This is a genomic window from Pseudarthrobacter oxydans, assembly GCF_030812335.1.
Taxonomy (GTDB): Bacteria; Actinomycetota; Actinomycetes; order Actinomycetales; family Micrococcaceae; genus Arthrobacter; species Arthrobacter oxydans_B.
Genome location: NZ_JAUSSN010000002.1, coordinates 410059 through 425438 on the forward strand (window position 1 = coordinate 410059; position 15380 = coordinate 425438).

Below are 15380 nucleotides of genomic sequence, written 5' to 3' on the forward strand. Positions count from 1 at the left end.
TGGCGCTGGGGAACGCCGGGAGGGAACGGTGCGGCGGTGTGCGGATCGGGCACCGCCGGCGGGGCGTCCGGTGGACCCCCAGTCCGGTGGCCAGCGGCCTGGGCCTAGCCGATGCTCAAGGCAATTCCGTCAAGAATATCGTGTTCGCTGGTGACGGCCGACGCGACCCTGTGCTCGGTCACTTCGGCCAGCCGTTCAAGGATGCGCCGCCAGACGAGGGCGCCCGCTCCGATCACGTCCACTCGGCCCGGGTGCATGTAGGGCAGGGCGGCGCGTTCGGCGTGGGTCATCTCCAGCAGTTCCGTGCAGGCGCGGCGCACGGCGTCCAGCGGCAGTTCAGTGCCGTGGATTGCCGCGGCGGAGTACTCCGGCAGCGCGAGCGCGTGGGCCGTGATGGTGGTGATGGAGCCGGCGACCCCGACGACGGCGGCGCTGCGGTCCAGCGGGACCGTCCGGGCCGCCAGCTCGAGGGCGGCGTCGACGTCGGCCTCCGCCGCGGCGATCTGGTCCGCCGTGGGCGGGTCGCTGCGCAGGTGCCGTTCGGTCATCCGGACGCAGCCGATGTCGACGGATTTGGCGGCGATGACGCCGTCGGCGTTGCCGAGCACGAACTCCGTGCTGCCGCCGCCGAGGTCCACCACGAGCACGGGGTCCGCGCCACGGGAGGGCAGGACGCTGCTGGCGCCGGCGAAGGACAGGGCGGCTTCCTCGTCCCCGGTGATGACCTCGGGTTCGACGCCGAGGAGTTCGCGGATGCCGTCCACGAAGATCTGCCGGTTGTTGGCGTCGCGGGTGGCGGAGGTCGCGACGAAACGCACCTTGGTGGCCCCGTGGTCCTGGATCTGCCGCGCGTAGTCCGCCGTGGCGGCAAAGGTCCGGTCCAGGGCGTCCGGGGCGAGTTCGCCGGTGGCATCCACGCCCTGGCCGAGCCGGACGACGCGCATTTCGCGCACCACATCCTTCAGCCGGGGCGCCGCGCCGTCCACGTCCAGGTCGGCGATGAGCAGGCGGATCGAGTTGGTGCCGCAGTCCACGGCGGCCACGCGGGTCACTGGCCGGCCCCGTTGGTGCCGGCGGAACTTGTGGGCTCGGCGGAGTTTGCGGGTCCGTCCGGTCCGGCTGCTGCAGTGCCCGTGGTGCTGGTGGAACCTGTGGGTTCGGTGCGCGGCTTCCGGACCGGGGCCGGCCGTCCCACGATCTCCGGAAGCCCCTGCGGCCCGTGCCTGCTGAGGTCCTGCGAGGGGGTCTCGCCGCCGGTGTCCCAGGCGCCGCCGCAGTAGCAGCGGTCCGTGGTCCACCATTCGCCGATGGCGGCGAGGGCCTCGTCGCCGAGCGGGTTGACACCCGGACCGGCGGCCAGTGAATGCCCGACCAGGACATGCAGGCACTTGACGCGGGTGGGCATGCCGCCGGCGGAGATGCCGTCGATTTCGGGCACGGCGCCGATCCCGGACCTGGCGCCGATCTCAGCGCGGGACGCCAGGTAGGCCTCGTGGGCGGCGCGGTAGTCCGCGGCCAGGGCCTCGTCGCCGCCGAGCCGTTCGTTCATCTCGTTCATCAAGCCGGCCGCTTCGAGCCGGGACACCGCGGAGGTGATGACGGGGTGCGTGAGGTAAAAGGTGGTGGGGAAGGGGGTGCCGTTGCTCAGCCGCGGGGAGGTGGCCGCCACGAGCGGGTTGCCGCAGACGCAGCGGGCCGGGATTTCCACGACGTCACGCACGGGCCGCCCCAGTTGCCGGCTCAGGACATCCAGGTCGTGCGGCGAGGGCCGGCGGGTTTCCGCCAGGGAGCGGGCCGGTTCCGGGGTTGCCGGGTTTTCCGCGCTCGGGTTGACTGCCGTGGGGGTCTCGTCCACTTGGTTCTGGTCCACGGGGGCGGCACCTTCCTGCCCTGTCTGGTTTGTCCGGCGGACAATCCTGCGGCGGGCGCCGCTTCTAGTCTGTTGCCGAGCGCCGGATGGAGTCCCAGAGGGAGTCAACCCAGGGCAGCTCGGCCGGGTCTTGTGCTGATCCTGCACCGGCCGCGCCACTGGTGGAACCGGCAGGAAGATCGCTGCCGAAGACCCAGTAGCCCGTCTCGCCGGGCATAACCATGTTAATGCGGTCCCGGGCCTGTTGCTTCACGTAGTTCGGATCCTGCCACCGGGAGACCTGGCGCCGCAGTTCGTCTTGCTGGGCCTGTTTGTCGGAAATGTCCGCCTGGAGCGCGGCGATTTCGGCCCGTTTTTCGAAGAAGATCTTGACCGTGGGCGCCAGCATGATGGTGATGGCAATCATGACGACGAGCAGCGCCAGCATGCGGCCGGAGAAGGCCTTGGCGGGGACCGGGTCGAGGTTCTCTGCCGCCGGCGCGGCGCCGTCCTTGGACGGTTTGGCCGTCCCGTGCTTGGCCGTGCCGTGTGTGCCCGTGCCGTGCTTGGCCGTGCCTGACTTTGCGGCGTTCGGCTGGGCTGCGTTTTTCGGCGTGGCGGCGTTGGGCTGGGCTGCGTTCTTCGGGGCGGCGGCGGACGCAGGCCCGCCAGCCCGGGCGGATCCGGCGGTGCCGCTGTGCTGGCCGGCTGCCCTGCCGGGAGTCCGCGGGCCGGGGGCGGCGTTGCCGGCAGGGTGCGTTTGGGAGCCGCGGGATCCGCTGAAATCCGCCTGGATGACGTCGCCGCCGTCGCCGGTGTCCGGAGACTTCGGGGCCGCAGGCGTGGCCCGGGGAACCTTGGGTCGGCGGGTAGCCATGTCACTCCTGTAATGCCAGGTTCTCCCCCGGCTGGCTTGCTGCGTTCAGTGCTGATCCCGTGGCCTGGACCGGGCACCGACCTGGAGCTGGCGGCGCGGCGCCACTAACGGTGCCACAAAGGACGTGCCAAAAAGGACGTGCCAAAAAGGAACCGGTGGCCATGGTCTTTCAACCATAGCCACCGGTTCGCAGTTCGTGCGGTTACTAGCCCTTGAAACGCGGGAAGGCGCTCCGGCCGGCGTAGCGTGCGGCGTCGTCGAGTTCCTCTTCGATGCGCAGCAGCTGGTTGTACTTGGCCACGCGCTCGGAACGGGCCGGGGCACCGGTCTTGATCTGGCCGGCGTTGGTGGCAACGGCGATGTCAGCGATCGTGGTGTCCTCGGTTTCGCCGGAGCGGTGCGAGGTGATGGTGGTGTAACCCGCGCGCTGGGCGAGGGAGACGGCGTCCAGGGTTTCGGTCAGGGAACCGATCTGGTTGACCTTCACCAGCAGCGAGTTGGCGGTCCGCGAATCGATGCCGGTCTGCAGCCGCTCCGGGTTCGTGACGAAGAGATCGTCGCCCACGATCTGGACCTTGTCGCCGATGGCGTCGGTGAGGGTCTTCCAGCCCTCCCAGTCGTTCTCGTCCAGCGGGTCCTCGATGGACACCAGCGGGTAGTCGGCAACGAGCTCGGCGTAGTAGGCGCTCATCTCGGTGGAGCTGAGGGACTTGCCTTCGAACTGGTAGGCGCCGTCCGTGAAGAACTCGGAGGAGGCAACGTCCAGGGCGAGGGCGATGTCCTGTCCCGGGGTGTAGCCGGCGTTCCGGATGGCTTCCTGGATGAGGTCCAGGGCTGCACGGTTGGACGGCAGGTTCGGCGCGAAGCCGCCTTCGTCGCCCAGGCCGGTGGACAGGCCCTTGGCCTGCAGGACCGCCTTGAGCGCGTGGTAAACCTCGACGCCCCAGCGCAGGCCTTCGGAGAAGGTCTCGGCACCCAGCGGGACAACCATGAATTCCTGGATGTCGACGTCGGAGTCGGCGTGCGATCCGCCGTTGAGGATGTTCATCAGCGGCACGGGCAGCACGTGGGCGTTCGGTCCGCCGAGGTACTTGTAGAGCGGCAGGTCGGCGGAGGCCGCGGCTGCGTTGGCGACGGCCAGGGACACGCCCAGGATCGCGTTGGCGCCGAGCTTGCTCTTGTTGGCGGTGCCGTCCAGGTCGATCATCGACTGGTCGATGCTGCGCTGGTCGGTGGCGTCGAAACCGATCAGGGCCGGGGCGATCTGGTCGATGACCGCGTCGACGGCCTTCTGGACGCCCTTGCCGAGGTAACGGCCCTTGTCGCCGTCGCGGAGTTCAACGGCTTCGTGCTCGCCGGTGGAGGCTCCGGAGGGAACTGCTGCGCGGCCGATCTGGCCGTCCGAGAGCAGGACTTCAACTTCTACGGTGGGGTTGCCACGGGAATCGAGGATCTCGCGGGCGTGGATGGCATCGATAAGCGCCATGGATGGGCTCCTTTGGGTGAAGCGATCTGCTGGGAATCTGATGGGAAATCAAGCTGGGAATCAAGCTGAAAAACCGACGTCCTCGTCGCAACCCAGCCTAGTCGAGAGTGGGATAAGTTACAGAAACCTATCCAGTCCCCGGACGTCACTTTGGCGGATCACGGGGACGACGGCGCGGGCGGGCCCTCCTGGAAGCGGCGGTTCGCGCCGCGGAGGGCCCGTTCGGCGTCGAGCCCCCGGTCCCGGGCAGCGGCGGCGATGGCAAAGAGCAGCTCCCCGAGGTCCTCTTCCGAGGAGGGGACGTCAACCGGCCCGGTGACGGCCGGAAGGCCGGCCCGTTCGGCGCGGTCGAGGAGCTTTTGGGCCCGGGCCAACGCCGGAAGGGCGGCGGGGACACCCCTGAGGGCCCCCAGCCGGGAAGGATCAGCGCGGGCGGGTTCGCCGGTGTCGGCGGCCCCGGAATGCAGGACCTGTTCGGAGCGTTTGACGGCGTCCCACGTCTGGACGATTTCCTCCACCGTCGCCGGGAAGGATTCCTGCAGTGAGCCGTCGGGACGGAACACATGCGGGTTGCGCCGGATCATTTTGGCCGTCAGGCCGCGGGCGACGTCGTCGAGGTCGAAGGCGCCGCGCTCCTGGGCGAGCCGGGCGTGCAGGACCACCTGAAGCAGGACATCGCCGAGCTCGGCCTTCAGCTCGGCGTCGCCGCCGGCCGTCTCGATGGTCTCCGCCACCTCATAGGCCTCCTCGAGGAGGTATTCGACGAGGGACTCATGGGTGAGGGCCCCCATCCAGGGGCAGTGGACGCGCAGCTCAGCCATTGCACCGACCAGCGCGCCAACCGCGTTGGAGTCCTGGTTAGCCAAGGTCGGCGTAGGCCTCGTTGATGTACTCGACGAGGGCTTCCTTCTCCTCAAGCGGCAGGAAGGCGGCCTCGGCTGCGTTCAGCGTCAGCTCCAGCAGGTCGTCGAGATCGTAGTCGAAGGTCTCGACCAGCAGTTCGAACTCGTCGGTGAGGGTCACGCCGCTCATCAGCCGGTTGTCGGTGTTGATGGTGACGTTGAAGCCGAGCTGGTAGAGCATGTCCAGCGGGTGGCTTTCGATGCCCTCGCCGAAGCCGGAGACGGCGCCGGTCTGCAGGTTGGAGGAGGGGCAGATCTCCAGGGCGATGCCGCGGTCACGGACCCAGCTGGCGAGCTCACCCAGGGTGACCATGCCGATGTTGTCGCTGGCGTCGTCGCCGTCGGCATCCTCGTCGTCGAAGTCAACGGTGACGTCCTCGGCGATCCGGACGCCGTGGCCCAGGCGCAGGGCGCGTCCGTCGACCAGGGCGGACTGGATGCTTTCGAGTCCGGCGGCTTCCCCGGCGTGGACCGTGGCCGGGAAGTTGTGCTGGGCCAGGTAGGTGAAGGCGTCCTTGAACCGGGACGGCGGGAAGCCGTCCTCGGCCCCGGCAATGTCGAAGCCGACGGCGCCGTTGTTGCGGTGGCGGACCGCCAGTTCGGCGATTTCCTGGCCGCGGTCGGCGTGCCGCATGGCGGTGATCAGCTGGCCGACCTGGATGTCGCGGCCGGTCTCGGCGACGGCGTCGACGCCGGCCTCCAGGCCTGCCTGCACGGCCTCGACGGCGTCGTCCAGGCTCAGGCCCTGCTGGAGGTGCTGTTCGGGCGCCCAGCGCACTTCGCCGTAGACCACGCCGTCGTCGGCAAGGTCTTCGACGAATTCCTTGGCGACGCGGAAGAGGCTTTCCCTTGTCTGCATCACGGCGATGGTGTGGTCGAAGGTCTCGAGGTAGCGGACCAGCGAGCCGGAGTCGGCGGATTCACGGAACCACTCCCCCAGCGCGACGGGGTCGGTGGAGGGCAGGGTGTGTCCTGCGGCCTCGGCCAGTTCGATGATGGTGGCCGGCCGGAGTCCGCCGTCCAGGTGGTCGTGAAGGGAGACCTTGGGGAGGCCCTTCAGGTCGAAGTCGAGGTCAGGGGCAGCGTCAAGAATTATCTCAGTCACGCTCCAACCTTAGGGTTGGAGCCCCGGCAATACCAGCCGGTCAGCCGGCGGCCACGCCGGACGGCGGAATCAGGCCTCGACGTCGGCCGGTGCCGCCAGCTGTGCGGGCATCGGGAGGGTGCCGGAAGCCGGACGGGGCGCGGACACGGCGGGCGCGGCCTGCGCGGTCGTGGCGGCGGTCGTTGCCCCGGGCGTGGCCTGCGTGTTCGTGGCGTGCGCGGCCTTCGCTTCTGCCGCCATGGTGGCCGCCCGGCTCGCTGCCGCGGCGGCGCCCCGGGTGTCGCGCCAGCGGTGCAGCCAGGTCAGCGCATGGTCGATCACGATGCCGAGCACGATGGCGAAGGCGATGGCGATGCCCACCCCCAGCAGCGGGTGTTCGTGGACCCAGTTGCCGGCAATGATGCCGACGCCGGCCGAGTACGCGACCCAGGTGATGGAGGCGAAAATGTCCAGGATGACGAAGCGGCGCCGCGGGTACGCGGTGGTGCCGGCGATCCAGTTCACGGCCACGCGGCCCACCGGAATGTACCGGGCCGTGAAGATCAGCATGGCGCCGCGTTTGTCCAGCTCATAGCGCGCCCAGTTCAGGGCACGGTGGACCTTGGGTTTGCGCATCCAGCGGAAGCGCTCGACGCCGACGTGGCGGCCCAGCAGGTAGGCCATGTTGTCACCGGCGATGGCCCCGACGGCGGCGGCGGCCATGACGAACCACATGTTCGGCTCGCCGGACGTGACGGACAGTGCACCCAAGGCCACGATCAGGGTTTCACTGGGCAGAATCGGAACGAAACCGTCGATGAAACAGAAGATCGTGAGGATCGGATAAATCCACCATTGTCCCGCGGCATGGAGAATAGCCTCATTGATGAATTCCACGCGGGCTTTGCTCCTAGGAAAGTGACGAAAAGCGCTCTTTAGTGTCCCATGACCGGCAGGGATGCGCTACGGTTCCATCCGGATAAATCTGCTGTATCCAATGGCTCCGGTTTCAGGACGGTTCCGACGGCGGGACCGGGAGTTCGGCGTCCTCGGGAAGCCTGCCGCGCAGCTTGCTGATCGCGAGGTCCACCAGGATGCCCAGGCCGATCGCGCAGATGACGGCGACGATGACGCCGAGGAGATGGTTCTCTTCGAACCACTGCCCGAAAAAGAGGCCGATCGCCACGGAATATGCCCCCCACAGCACCGCGGAGAGCCCCGTCATCCCCACGAAGCGTGGCTGCGGGAAGTGGGTGGCGCCTGCCGTGAGGTTGACCGCGACCCGGCCGATCGGCACGAAGCGCGCCACCAGGATCAGCGACGCCGGCCGTTTCCGCAGCTCGGTGCCGGCCCAGCGGAAGGCACGCTGCATGCGGTGGCCGCGCATCCAGGCCCAGCGCCGGGTGCCGGTGCCGCGGCCGATCACGTACGCGATGTTGTCGCCCACGAACGCCCCGGCGGCCGCGGTCGCGGCCAGGAGCACCGGGTTGGGGAGGTCGGCGGTGGCGGCGACCGCGGCGAGCCCGACGACCACCGACTCGCTCGGAATGGGCGGAAAGAAGCCGTCGATCACACAGCACACGAAGACAAGGACGAGGACCCAGGGTTGCCCCGCTGCGGCCAGGATGAAGTCGTTGATTGCCTGCACGGTTTCCTAACAAACAACGGGGGACGGCTGTCGTGCCAGTGTACTGCGGGCGCCCCCGCGGTTTGCCCTACCACTTGTGGCGGCTAACCCTGAAGGTTGGGGACCACAAGTGATAGGGCAACGGGCGATCAGGCGATGCGGTCGATGATGAGCTGCTGCGCCGGGCGTGAGCCTTCCGGGGCAATCACCACGGCGTGCTCGAGGGCTTGCCGGGCCCGTTCGAACTTCTCCGGGGTGTCCGTCAGGAGCGTCATCAGCGGCTCGCCGGCCTTGACCAGGGCTCCGGGCTTGGCGTGCATCCGCACCCCGGCGCCCGCCTGGACCTGGTCCTCCTTGCGGGCCCGCCCGGCGCCGAGGCGCCAGGCGGCGACGCCGACAGCCATCGCATCGAGTTCCACCAGCACACCGTCGGCCGGCGCGAGGATGACCTCGGATTCCCTCGCCACGGGAAGCTTGGCGCGCGGGTCCCCGCCCTGCGCCTCGATCATGCGGTTCCAGACGTCCATGGCCCGGCCGTCCCGGAGCGCGGCCCGGGGGTCGGCGTCGTGGACGCCCGCGCAGGCGAGCATTTCCTCCGCGAGCCGGACGGTGAGTTCGACGACGTCTTCCGGACCGCCGCCGGCCAGCACCTCCACCGATTCCTCGACCTCGATCGCGTTGCCCGCGGTGAGGCCCAGCGGCGTGTTCATGTTGGTCAGCAGCGCCACCGTGTTGACGCCGGCGTCCTTGCCCAGCGCCACCATGGTCTCGGCCAGTTCGCGGGCGCGGGCCTCGTCCTTCATAAAGGCGCCGCTGCCGACCTTGACGTCCAGCACCAGCGACCCGGTGCCTTCGGCGATCTTCTTGCTCATGATCGAGGAGGCGATCAGCGGGATGGCCTCGACCGTGCCGGTGACGTCCCTCAGGGCGTAGAGCTTCTTGTCCGCCGGAGCCAGTCCGGCGCCGGCGGCGCAAATGACCGCGCCGACCTCCTGGAGCTGGGCCAGCATTTCCTCGTTGCTCAGGTTCGCGCGCCAGCCCGGGATCGATTCGAGCTTGTCCAGGGTGCCGCCGGTGTGGCCCAGTCCGCGGCCGGAGAGCTGCGGCACGGCCACGCCGAAGACCGCGACCAGCGGTGCCAGCGGCAGGGTGATCTTGTCCCCCACTCCGCCGGTGGAGTGCTTGTCGGAGGTGGGCTTCACGCTGCCGTCGGGGCGGCGCAGGCTGGAGAAGTCCATCCGCTCGCCGGAGGCGATCATGGCCGCCGTCCAGCGCGAGATTTCGGCCCGGTCCATGCCGTTGAGCAGGATCGCCATGTTCAGGGCGGCCATCTGCTCGTCGGCGATCGCGCCGCGGGTGTACGCGTCGATCGTCCAGTCAATCTGGGCGGGGCTCAGCATGCCCTTGTCCCGCTTGATGCGGATGATGTCGACGGCGTCGAACGCTTCGGTCAGCTTGGGGGTTTGGGTCACCGGGGTTCCTCCAGGTGTTGGGGGCCAAAGGCATCGGGAAGGACCTGGTCCATGGTCTTGATTCCCTGCGTGGTCATAAGCTCCATGTTGGGAGCGCGGAATTCGTAGAGCAGCTGCCGGCAGCGCCCGCAGGGCATGAGGACGTTGCCGGCGGCATCGACGCAGTAGAAGGCCCGGAGCAGGCCGCCCCCGGTCATGTGCAGATTGCCGACGAGCGCGCACTCGGCGCACAGGGTCAGCCCGTAGCTGGCGTTTTCGACATTGCAGCCGCTCACAATCCGGCCGTCCGCGGTGAGGGCTGCTGCCCCCACCGCGAACTTCGAATACGGTGCGTAGGCGTTTTTCATGGCGGCGACCGCGGCGGCCTCGAGGGCGGCCCAGTCGACCTGTGTGCTGTCCATGGTCAACCCTTGACGTACGGTATGCCGTCGGCGGCCGGTGGCCGCGAGCGGCCAACGAGTCCGGCCACGGCAAATACGGTCACGACGTACGGCAGCATGGCCATGAACTGGCTGGGCACCGGGGTGCCGATAATCGTCACGATGCTTTGCAGGTTGTCGGCGAAGCCGAACAGCAGCGCGGCGAAGAACGCCCCGATCGGATTCCAGCGGCCGAGGATCATGGCTGCGAGGGCAATGAAGCCGCGGCCGCCGGAGATTTCCTTGGTGAAGCTGTCGATCGCCACGAGGGTGAAGAACGATCCGCCGATTCCGGCGACGGCGCCGCCGAGCGTGACGTTCCAGAATCGGGTCGCGTTGACCTTGATGCCCAGGGTGTCGGCCGCCTGCGGGTGTTCGCCCACCGCACGGACACGCAGGCCCCACTTCGTCTTGAACAGCGCGATCCAGATCACAGCCACAGCCACATACATGAGGTAGCCCACCACGGACTGCTTGAACAGGATGGGCCCGATCACCGGGATGCCCGACAGGACCGGGATGTCGATGATGGGAAGCCGGCCCGGCGAGTTGTATTTCTCCGGATCCGACTGCATCACGGTGCTGAACAGGAAGCCGGTGAGCCCGGAGACCAGGACGTTGAGCACGACGCCGACGATGATCTGGTTGACCACATACTTGATGCTGAACAGCGCCAGCACCATCGAGACGAGGGCACCCGCCACCGCAGCCGCGAGCAGGCCCAGGTAGGGGTTGTGCGTCAGGCTGGCGACGAGCGCGGCCGTGAAGGCACCGCCCAGAAGCTGGCCTTCGATGGCGATGTTAACGACGCCGGCGCGTTCGCAGAGGACACCGGAAAGCGAGCCGAAAACGATCGGCACGGCGAGGGTCACGGACCCGGCGATCAGGCCGGCCAGCGAAATGCTGGGAGTCCGGGCACCGCCCACCACCCAGATCAGGAAGGCGACCACGAACACGACGGTGAACACGGCGGGCAGCCAGCGCGGCGGCCGCTGGTTCTTTTGCGCCTTCAGAACCAAGGCGTAGCCCGCGAGGCCCAGCAGGATCACGGAAAGGACAATGCCGCTGAGGAACGCGGGGGCTTCGATCGCGGGGAGCTGGAAGAAGTCACCGCCGGAGGAAACACCGAACTTGGCCGTCGACTGCGGGCCCAGCAGGCCAAAGAAGATGAACGCGACGGTCGCCAGCGCCATCAGTGTGACCGGCAGCTTCCAGGTCACGGGCTTGGCGGACACCGTCTGCTTGCGGTTCTTGTCCGCGGGCGGGGTGCCCGGCTGGGGCTTGGAGGGCTTTCCCGGGACGGGCGAGGTTGCTGTTGTGCTCATGCTGCACCTCCGGTGGCTACTGCCTTCTGGGACTTGCCGGCGGGTGCGGCTTTCTTCTTGCGCGGGTTGAGTCCGAAGATCGCCCGGATCAGCGGCGGCGCCGCGATGAACAGGACGATGAGCGACTGGACCACCAGCACGATGTCGATCGGGGTTCCGGTCTGGATCTGCATCTGGACAGCGCCTGCGCGGAAGGCTCCGAACAGCAGGCCGGCGGCAAAGGTGCCCCACGGCGACGATCGTCCCAGCAGCGCCACGGTGATCGCGTCAAAGCCGTACGTTGCCGCGACACCATCGGTCAGGACCTTTTCGGTGCCGGCAACCTGCGCCACGCCGGCCAGGCCGGCCAGGCCGCCGGCGATGGTCATCACCAGGATGGTGGCGCGGGAAACGTTAATGCCGGCGGTGAGGGCCGCCTTGGGGTTGGCCCCCACGGCGCGGAACTCGAAACCGAGCGTGGAGCGGTTCAGCAGCCACGACACAAACACGGTGGCCGCAATGGCCAGCAGGAATCCCAGGTGCAACCGGTACTGGCTGCCGAAGAGCAGCGGGTACACGGCGGACGCGTCCAGGACGGGGGAGATCGGGGTGCTCTCCCCCGGACGCTGGAACAAATCCGTGTCGAGCAGGTAGCGCAGGAGATACAGGGCGATGTAGTTGAACATGATGGTCACGATGACCTCGTGGGCGCCCGTCCTGGCTTTGAGCACGCCGACAATGCCGCCCCAGACGGCGCCGCCGACGACGCCGGCCAGGAGGACCAGCAACAGGTGCAGCCCCATCGGCAGGTCCAGCGCGAAGCCCACCCAGGAGGCCAGGATGCCGGCCATGATGATCTGGCCCTGCGCACCGATGTTGAACAGGCCCGCGCGGAAGGCCAGGGCGACGCCGAGGCCCGCGGTGATCAGCGGGGTGGCGATGGTCAGCGTCTCCATGAGCGGGGCGAACTGCCCCGCCGCTCCTACCCCGCGGGGGTTGAAGACTGCGCCTTGGAAGAGGGCGACATACGAGCCGGTGGCGGCGGACCAGACGGCGGCGAGGAAGTCGGTTGGCCGGGCGAACAAGTAGGTCGACGTGGTGCCGACCACTTCGTCCGTCAGGGCGATGAGCAGGCCGCCGAGGATCAGTGCCAGCAGCACCGCCAGGATGGTCACGATGCCGTTGCCGGTGAAGATCTTGCGCAGCAGCGACTCCTCTTCCGGGGCACCGGGAAGGGATCCGCTCTGGGCCGAGACCGGAACGGCCGAGGGCTGGTGGGCGCCGCCCGCCGTGTCCAGCGAGGTGACATAGGCGGCGTCGTCCTCAGCGGGCGTCTCAAGGTTCGCGTCCGGGTCCGGGGCCAGTGATTTGGGGGGCTGCGTTGCCGGAATCCGGTCCGGATCCGGACCAGCCGCGTGTCGCGGCTCGTTGTTTTCACTCATGGTGGTCTCCTACGGCGCCGGGGCTGCGCTCCTGCACGGGGTCGGTGGCGGGCGCGGGGTTTGTTGCCTGGGGTGCGGCGGGGTTGTCCGCGGGGCGCTGGGCTGCCAGCTTGCCCGCGGTGTCGGCGTGGGCGTCCTGCGGGGACAGCCCGGCCATCATCAGGCCCAGGACGTCGCGCCCGGTGCCGGCCGGGACGATCCCCACTAGCCTGCCCTTGTAGAGCACCGCGATCCGGTCGGCGAGTTCGATCACCTCGTCCAGTTCGGTGGAGACGATCATGACGGGCGTGCCGTGGTCCCGCTCCGCGACGATCCGCTTGTGCAGGAATTCGATGGAGCCCACGTCCACGCCGCGGGTGGGCTGGGAGGCGATGAAGAGCCGCAGCGGACGGGACAGCTCCCGGGCCATCACGACCTTCTGCTGGTTGCCGCCGGACAGGGTGCCGGCCGCGAGCGAGCCGGACGGGGTGCGGACGTCGAATTCCTCGATCCGGGTCTTGGCGTTCTCCAGGACCTTGGCCGGGCTCATGCTGATGCCCTTGGCGAACGGCGCCTGGTCGTAGCGGTCCAGGATCAGGTTCTCGGCGATGGAGAACGTCCCGATCAGCCCGTCGAGCGAGCGGTCTTCCGGCACGAATCCGACTCCGGCGTTGAGGACGTCCTTGACGCTGCGGCCGACGAGCTCTTCGCCGTCGAGCAGGATGGAGCCGTGGACGCGGTCCTGGAGTCCCAGGATGGCCTCGGTCAGTTCGGTCTGGCCGTTGCCCTGGACACCGGCGACGGCGAGGATCTCGCCGCGGGCGATGTCGAAGCTGATGCCGTCCACCACGTGCTGGCCGCTGGGCGCGATCACGGTGAGGTCCTTGACCTGGAAGGTGGTCTCCTGCGGATTGGCAGGAGCCTTGTCCAGGGTCAGGTTCACGGCCCGGCCCACCATCATGGACGCCAGCTCCGTGGTGGACGCGCCGGGATCGGCCGAGCCCACGACCTTGCCGCGCCGGATGACGGTGATGGTGTCCGAGACGGCTTTTACCTCGCGGAGTTTGTGGGAGATGAAGACGATGGAGGTGCCGTGGCTCTTGAGCTGGCGCATGATGTCCAGCAGTTCGTCGGTGTCCTGCGGGGTCAGCACGGCCGTGGGCTCATCGAGGATGAGCACCTTGGCGTCGCGGACCAGCGCCTTGATGATTTCAACGCGCTGCTGCACGCCCACGGGGAGGTCTTCGATGAGAGCGTCGGGGTCGACGTCGAAGCCGTACCGGTCGGAGATCTCGCGGATCTTCCGGCGGGTGTCGTCGAGGTCCAGGAATCCGCCGGCCTTGGTGGTCTCCGCTCCCAGGGCGACGTTCTCCGCGACGGTAAAGACCGGGACCAGCATGAAGTGCTGGTGCACCATGCCGATGCCGGCCGCCATCGCGTCGCCGGGGCCGCGGAAGGTGACCGGCTTGTCGTCGATCAGGATTTCGCCCTCGGTGGGCTCGTACAGTCCGTAGAGGACGTTCATCAGCGTGGACTTGCCGGCACCGTTCTCGCCGAGCAGACAGTGGATCTGCCCGGGTTCAACAACCACATCGATGTGATCGTTGGCTACCAGGGAGCCGAAGCGTTTTGTAATGCCCTTGAGTTCAAGTTTCAAAACTCTGACCAATCTCGAGAAGTCCGGAAGGCTTGGTCCGGACGCGTGGTGGGGGCTGCAGCACCAGCTTAGTGCCTGCGGTGTGAGGCGCAGCGGGCCGCAACGAAAAGCGCCACAGCCCGTGCGGTGGTGACCGGACGGGCCGTGGCGCTTAGCGGAGGAGGTTAGGCCTTCGGGCTGGCCGCAGATTCAACCTTCAGCTTGCCGTCGGCGATGTCCTTCTTGATTTGGTCCAGCTCGGACTTCAGTTCGGCCGGAACCTGGGCATCCAGGTCGTGGAACGGAGCCAGCTGCACGCCGTCGTTCGCGAGGGTGCCAACGTAAGGCGCGTTGCTGAACTGGCCGTCCTTGTCCTGCTTGATGACCGTCTCGACGGCCTCGCCCATCTGCTTCATGACGGAGGAGAGCATGATGTCCTTGTAATCCGGTGCCGTGAGGAAGCCGTCGGAGTCAACCCAGATGAGCTTGACGTCCTTGCCTGCCGCCTTGGCTTCCTTCAGGGCCGCGCCAGCACCCTTGCCGACCGGACCGGCGACGGGCATCACGATGTCCGCGCCCTGGTCCAGGAAGTTCTGGGTGAACTGCTTGCCCTTGTCCTGCTTTTCGAAGTCACCGGTGAAGGAGCCGTCCTGCTTGGCCTTGTCCCAGCCAAGGACCTTGACGTCGGTGCCCTTCTTCTCGTTGTAGTACTTGACGCCGTCGGCGTAGCCGTCCATGAAGATGGTGACCGTGGGGATCTTGATGCCGCCGAAGGTGGCGACCGTTCCGGTCTTGGTGGTGCCCGCGGCGAGGTAGCCGGCCAGGAAGGCGGCCTGGGCCGTGTCGTAGATGATCGGCTTGACGTTGCTGATCGGGGTCTCGTAGCCGAAGTCGATGATGGCGAAGTGGCTGTCCGGGTTGGCCGTGGCCTGCGCCTTGGTGGCGTCGCCGAGCAGGAAGCCGACCGTCACGGTCAGGTCGCAGCCGGCGGTGACCATGGCGCGGAGGTTGGGCTCGAAGTCGTTGTTGGTCTTGGACTCGGCCTCGTTCGTCTTGATGCCAAGGTCCTTCTCGGCCTTCTTCAGTCCCTCGTAGGAGGACTGGTTGAACGACTGGTCGTCGAATCCACCCGAGTCGGACACGATGCAGCCTGTGTAGTCGCTGGCCGTGGGGGTGGCCGTGCTGCTGGCCGTCGGGGCGGCCCCGCAGCCGGTCAGCAGAAGCGCAGCCGCACCGGCGGTGGCGACTCCGGCCATTGAACCGCGCTTGAAGGTTGCACGCAGAGAGTTCTTCAATTTTCCTC

Annotated in this window: 14 protein-coding genes; all 14 read right to left on the reverse strand. The window is 68.0% G+C overall.

The features are described 5' to 3' along the window. Nucleotides 1-104: 104 nt before the first annotated feature. The 14 genes from J2W14_RS04940 to J2W14_RS05005 all read right to left on the reverse strand — a co-directional run bounded on the left by J2W14_RS04940 (nt 105) and on the right by J2W14_RS05005 (nt 15372). Complete coding sequence (locus J2W14_RS04940) at nt 105-1052, reverse strand: Ppx/GppA phosphatase family protein (protein ID WP_307459188.1); 948 nt, start codon at nt 1050-1052, stop codon at nt 105-107. Further along, on the reverse strand, nt 1049-1786 hold the full coding sequence (locus J2W14_RS04945; protein WP_307459424.1) for a DUF501 domain-containing protein: 738 nt from the start codon (nt 1784-1786) through the stop codon (nt 1049-1051). The genes J2W14_RS04940 and J2W14_RS04945 overlap by 4 nt, the downstream gene beginning before the upstream one ends. A 148-nt stretch (nt 1787-1934) precedes the next feature. Continuing rightward, a complete protein-coding gene (locus J2W14_RS04950) occupies nt 1935-2726 on the reverse strand; it encodes an FtsB family cell division protein (RefSeq protein WP_307459191.1) in 792 nt (263 codons plus the stop codon). A 205-nt stretch (nt 2727-2931) separates the two neighbouring features. Next, nucleotides 2932-4212, reverse strand: a complete 1281-nt coding sequence (gene eno, locus J2W14_RS04955; protein WP_307459194.1) for a phosphopyruvate hydratase — start codon at nt 4210-4212, stop codon at nt 2932-2934. A gap of 158 nt (nt 4213-4370) precedes the next feature. Beyond that, entirely contained in the window at nt 4371-5003 is a 633-nt protein-coding gene (locus J2W14_RS04960; protein WP_307459426.1) for a MazG nucleotide pyrophosphohydrolase domain-containing protein, read from the reverse strand. 67 nt (nt 5004-5070) lie between these two features. Continuing rightward, nucleotides 5071-6219 carry an adenosine deaminase gene (locus J2W14_RS04965; RefSeq protein ID WP_307459197.1) on the reverse strand — a complete coding sequence of 383 codons (1149 nt, stop codon included), beginning with the start codon at nt 6217-6219 and terminating at the stop codon, nt 5071-5073. A gap of 69 nt (nt 6220-6288) precedes the next feature. Further along, the gene (locus tag J2W14_RS04970) at nt 6289-7095 is read right to left on the reverse strand and encodes a DedA family protein (protein ID WP_307459199.1); all 807 of its coding nucleotides are present in this window, start codon (nt 7093-7095) and stop codon (nt 6289-6291) included. A gap of 112 nt (nt 7096-7207) precedes the next feature. Next, nucleotides 7208-7846, reverse strand: coding sequence for a DedA family protein (locus J2W14_RS04975; RefSeq protein WP_307459202.1), 639 nt, complete (start codon nt 7844-7846; stop codon nt 7208-7210). Nucleotides 7847-7974: 128 nt separating this feature from the next. After that, nucleotides 7975-9297 (reverse strand): thymidine phosphorylase, encoded by a 1323-nt coding sequence (locus J2W14_RS04980; protein WP_307459205.1) that lies wholly within the window; start codon nt 9295-9297, stop codon nt 7975-7977. Then, nucleotides 9294-9698: a cytidine deaminase gene (locus J2W14_RS04985; RefSeq protein ID WP_307459207.1), complete on the reverse strand. Its 405-nt coding sequence runs from the start codon at nt 9696-9698 to the stop codon at nt 9294-9296. The genes J2W14_RS04980 and J2W14_RS04985 overlap by 4 nt, the downstream gene beginning before the upstream one ends. A gap of 2 nt (nt 9699-9700) precedes the next feature. Continuing rightward, the gene (locus tag J2W14_RS04990) at nt 9701-11041 is read right to left on the reverse strand and encodes an ABC transporter permease (protein WP_307459210.1); all 1341 of its coding nucleotides are present in this window, start codon (nt 11039-11041) and stop codon (nt 9701-9703) included. Next, nucleotides 11038-12462, reverse strand: a complete 1425-nt coding sequence (locus tag J2W14_RS04995) for an ABC transporter permease (RefSeq protein ID WP_307459213.1) — start codon at nt 12460-12462, stop codon at nt 11038-11040. The genes J2W14_RS04990 and J2W14_RS04995 overlap by 4 nt, the downstream gene beginning before the upstream one ends. Continuing rightward, nucleotides 12455-14098, reverse strand: a complete 1644-nt coding sequence (locus J2W14_RS05000) for an ABC transporter ATP-binding protein (protein ID WP_307459216.1) — start codon at nt 14096-14098, stop codon at nt 12455-12457. Before J2W14_RS05000 ends, J2W14_RS04995 begins: the two co-directional genes overlap by 8 nt. A gap of 164 nt (nt 14099-14262) precedes the next feature. Then, nucleotides 14263-15372, reverse strand: coding sequence for a BMP family lipoprotein (locus J2W14_RS05005; protein WP_442512632.1), 1110 nt, complete (start codon nt 15370-15372; stop codon nt 14263-14265). Between the last annotated feature and the right edge of the window lie 8 nt (nt 15373-15380).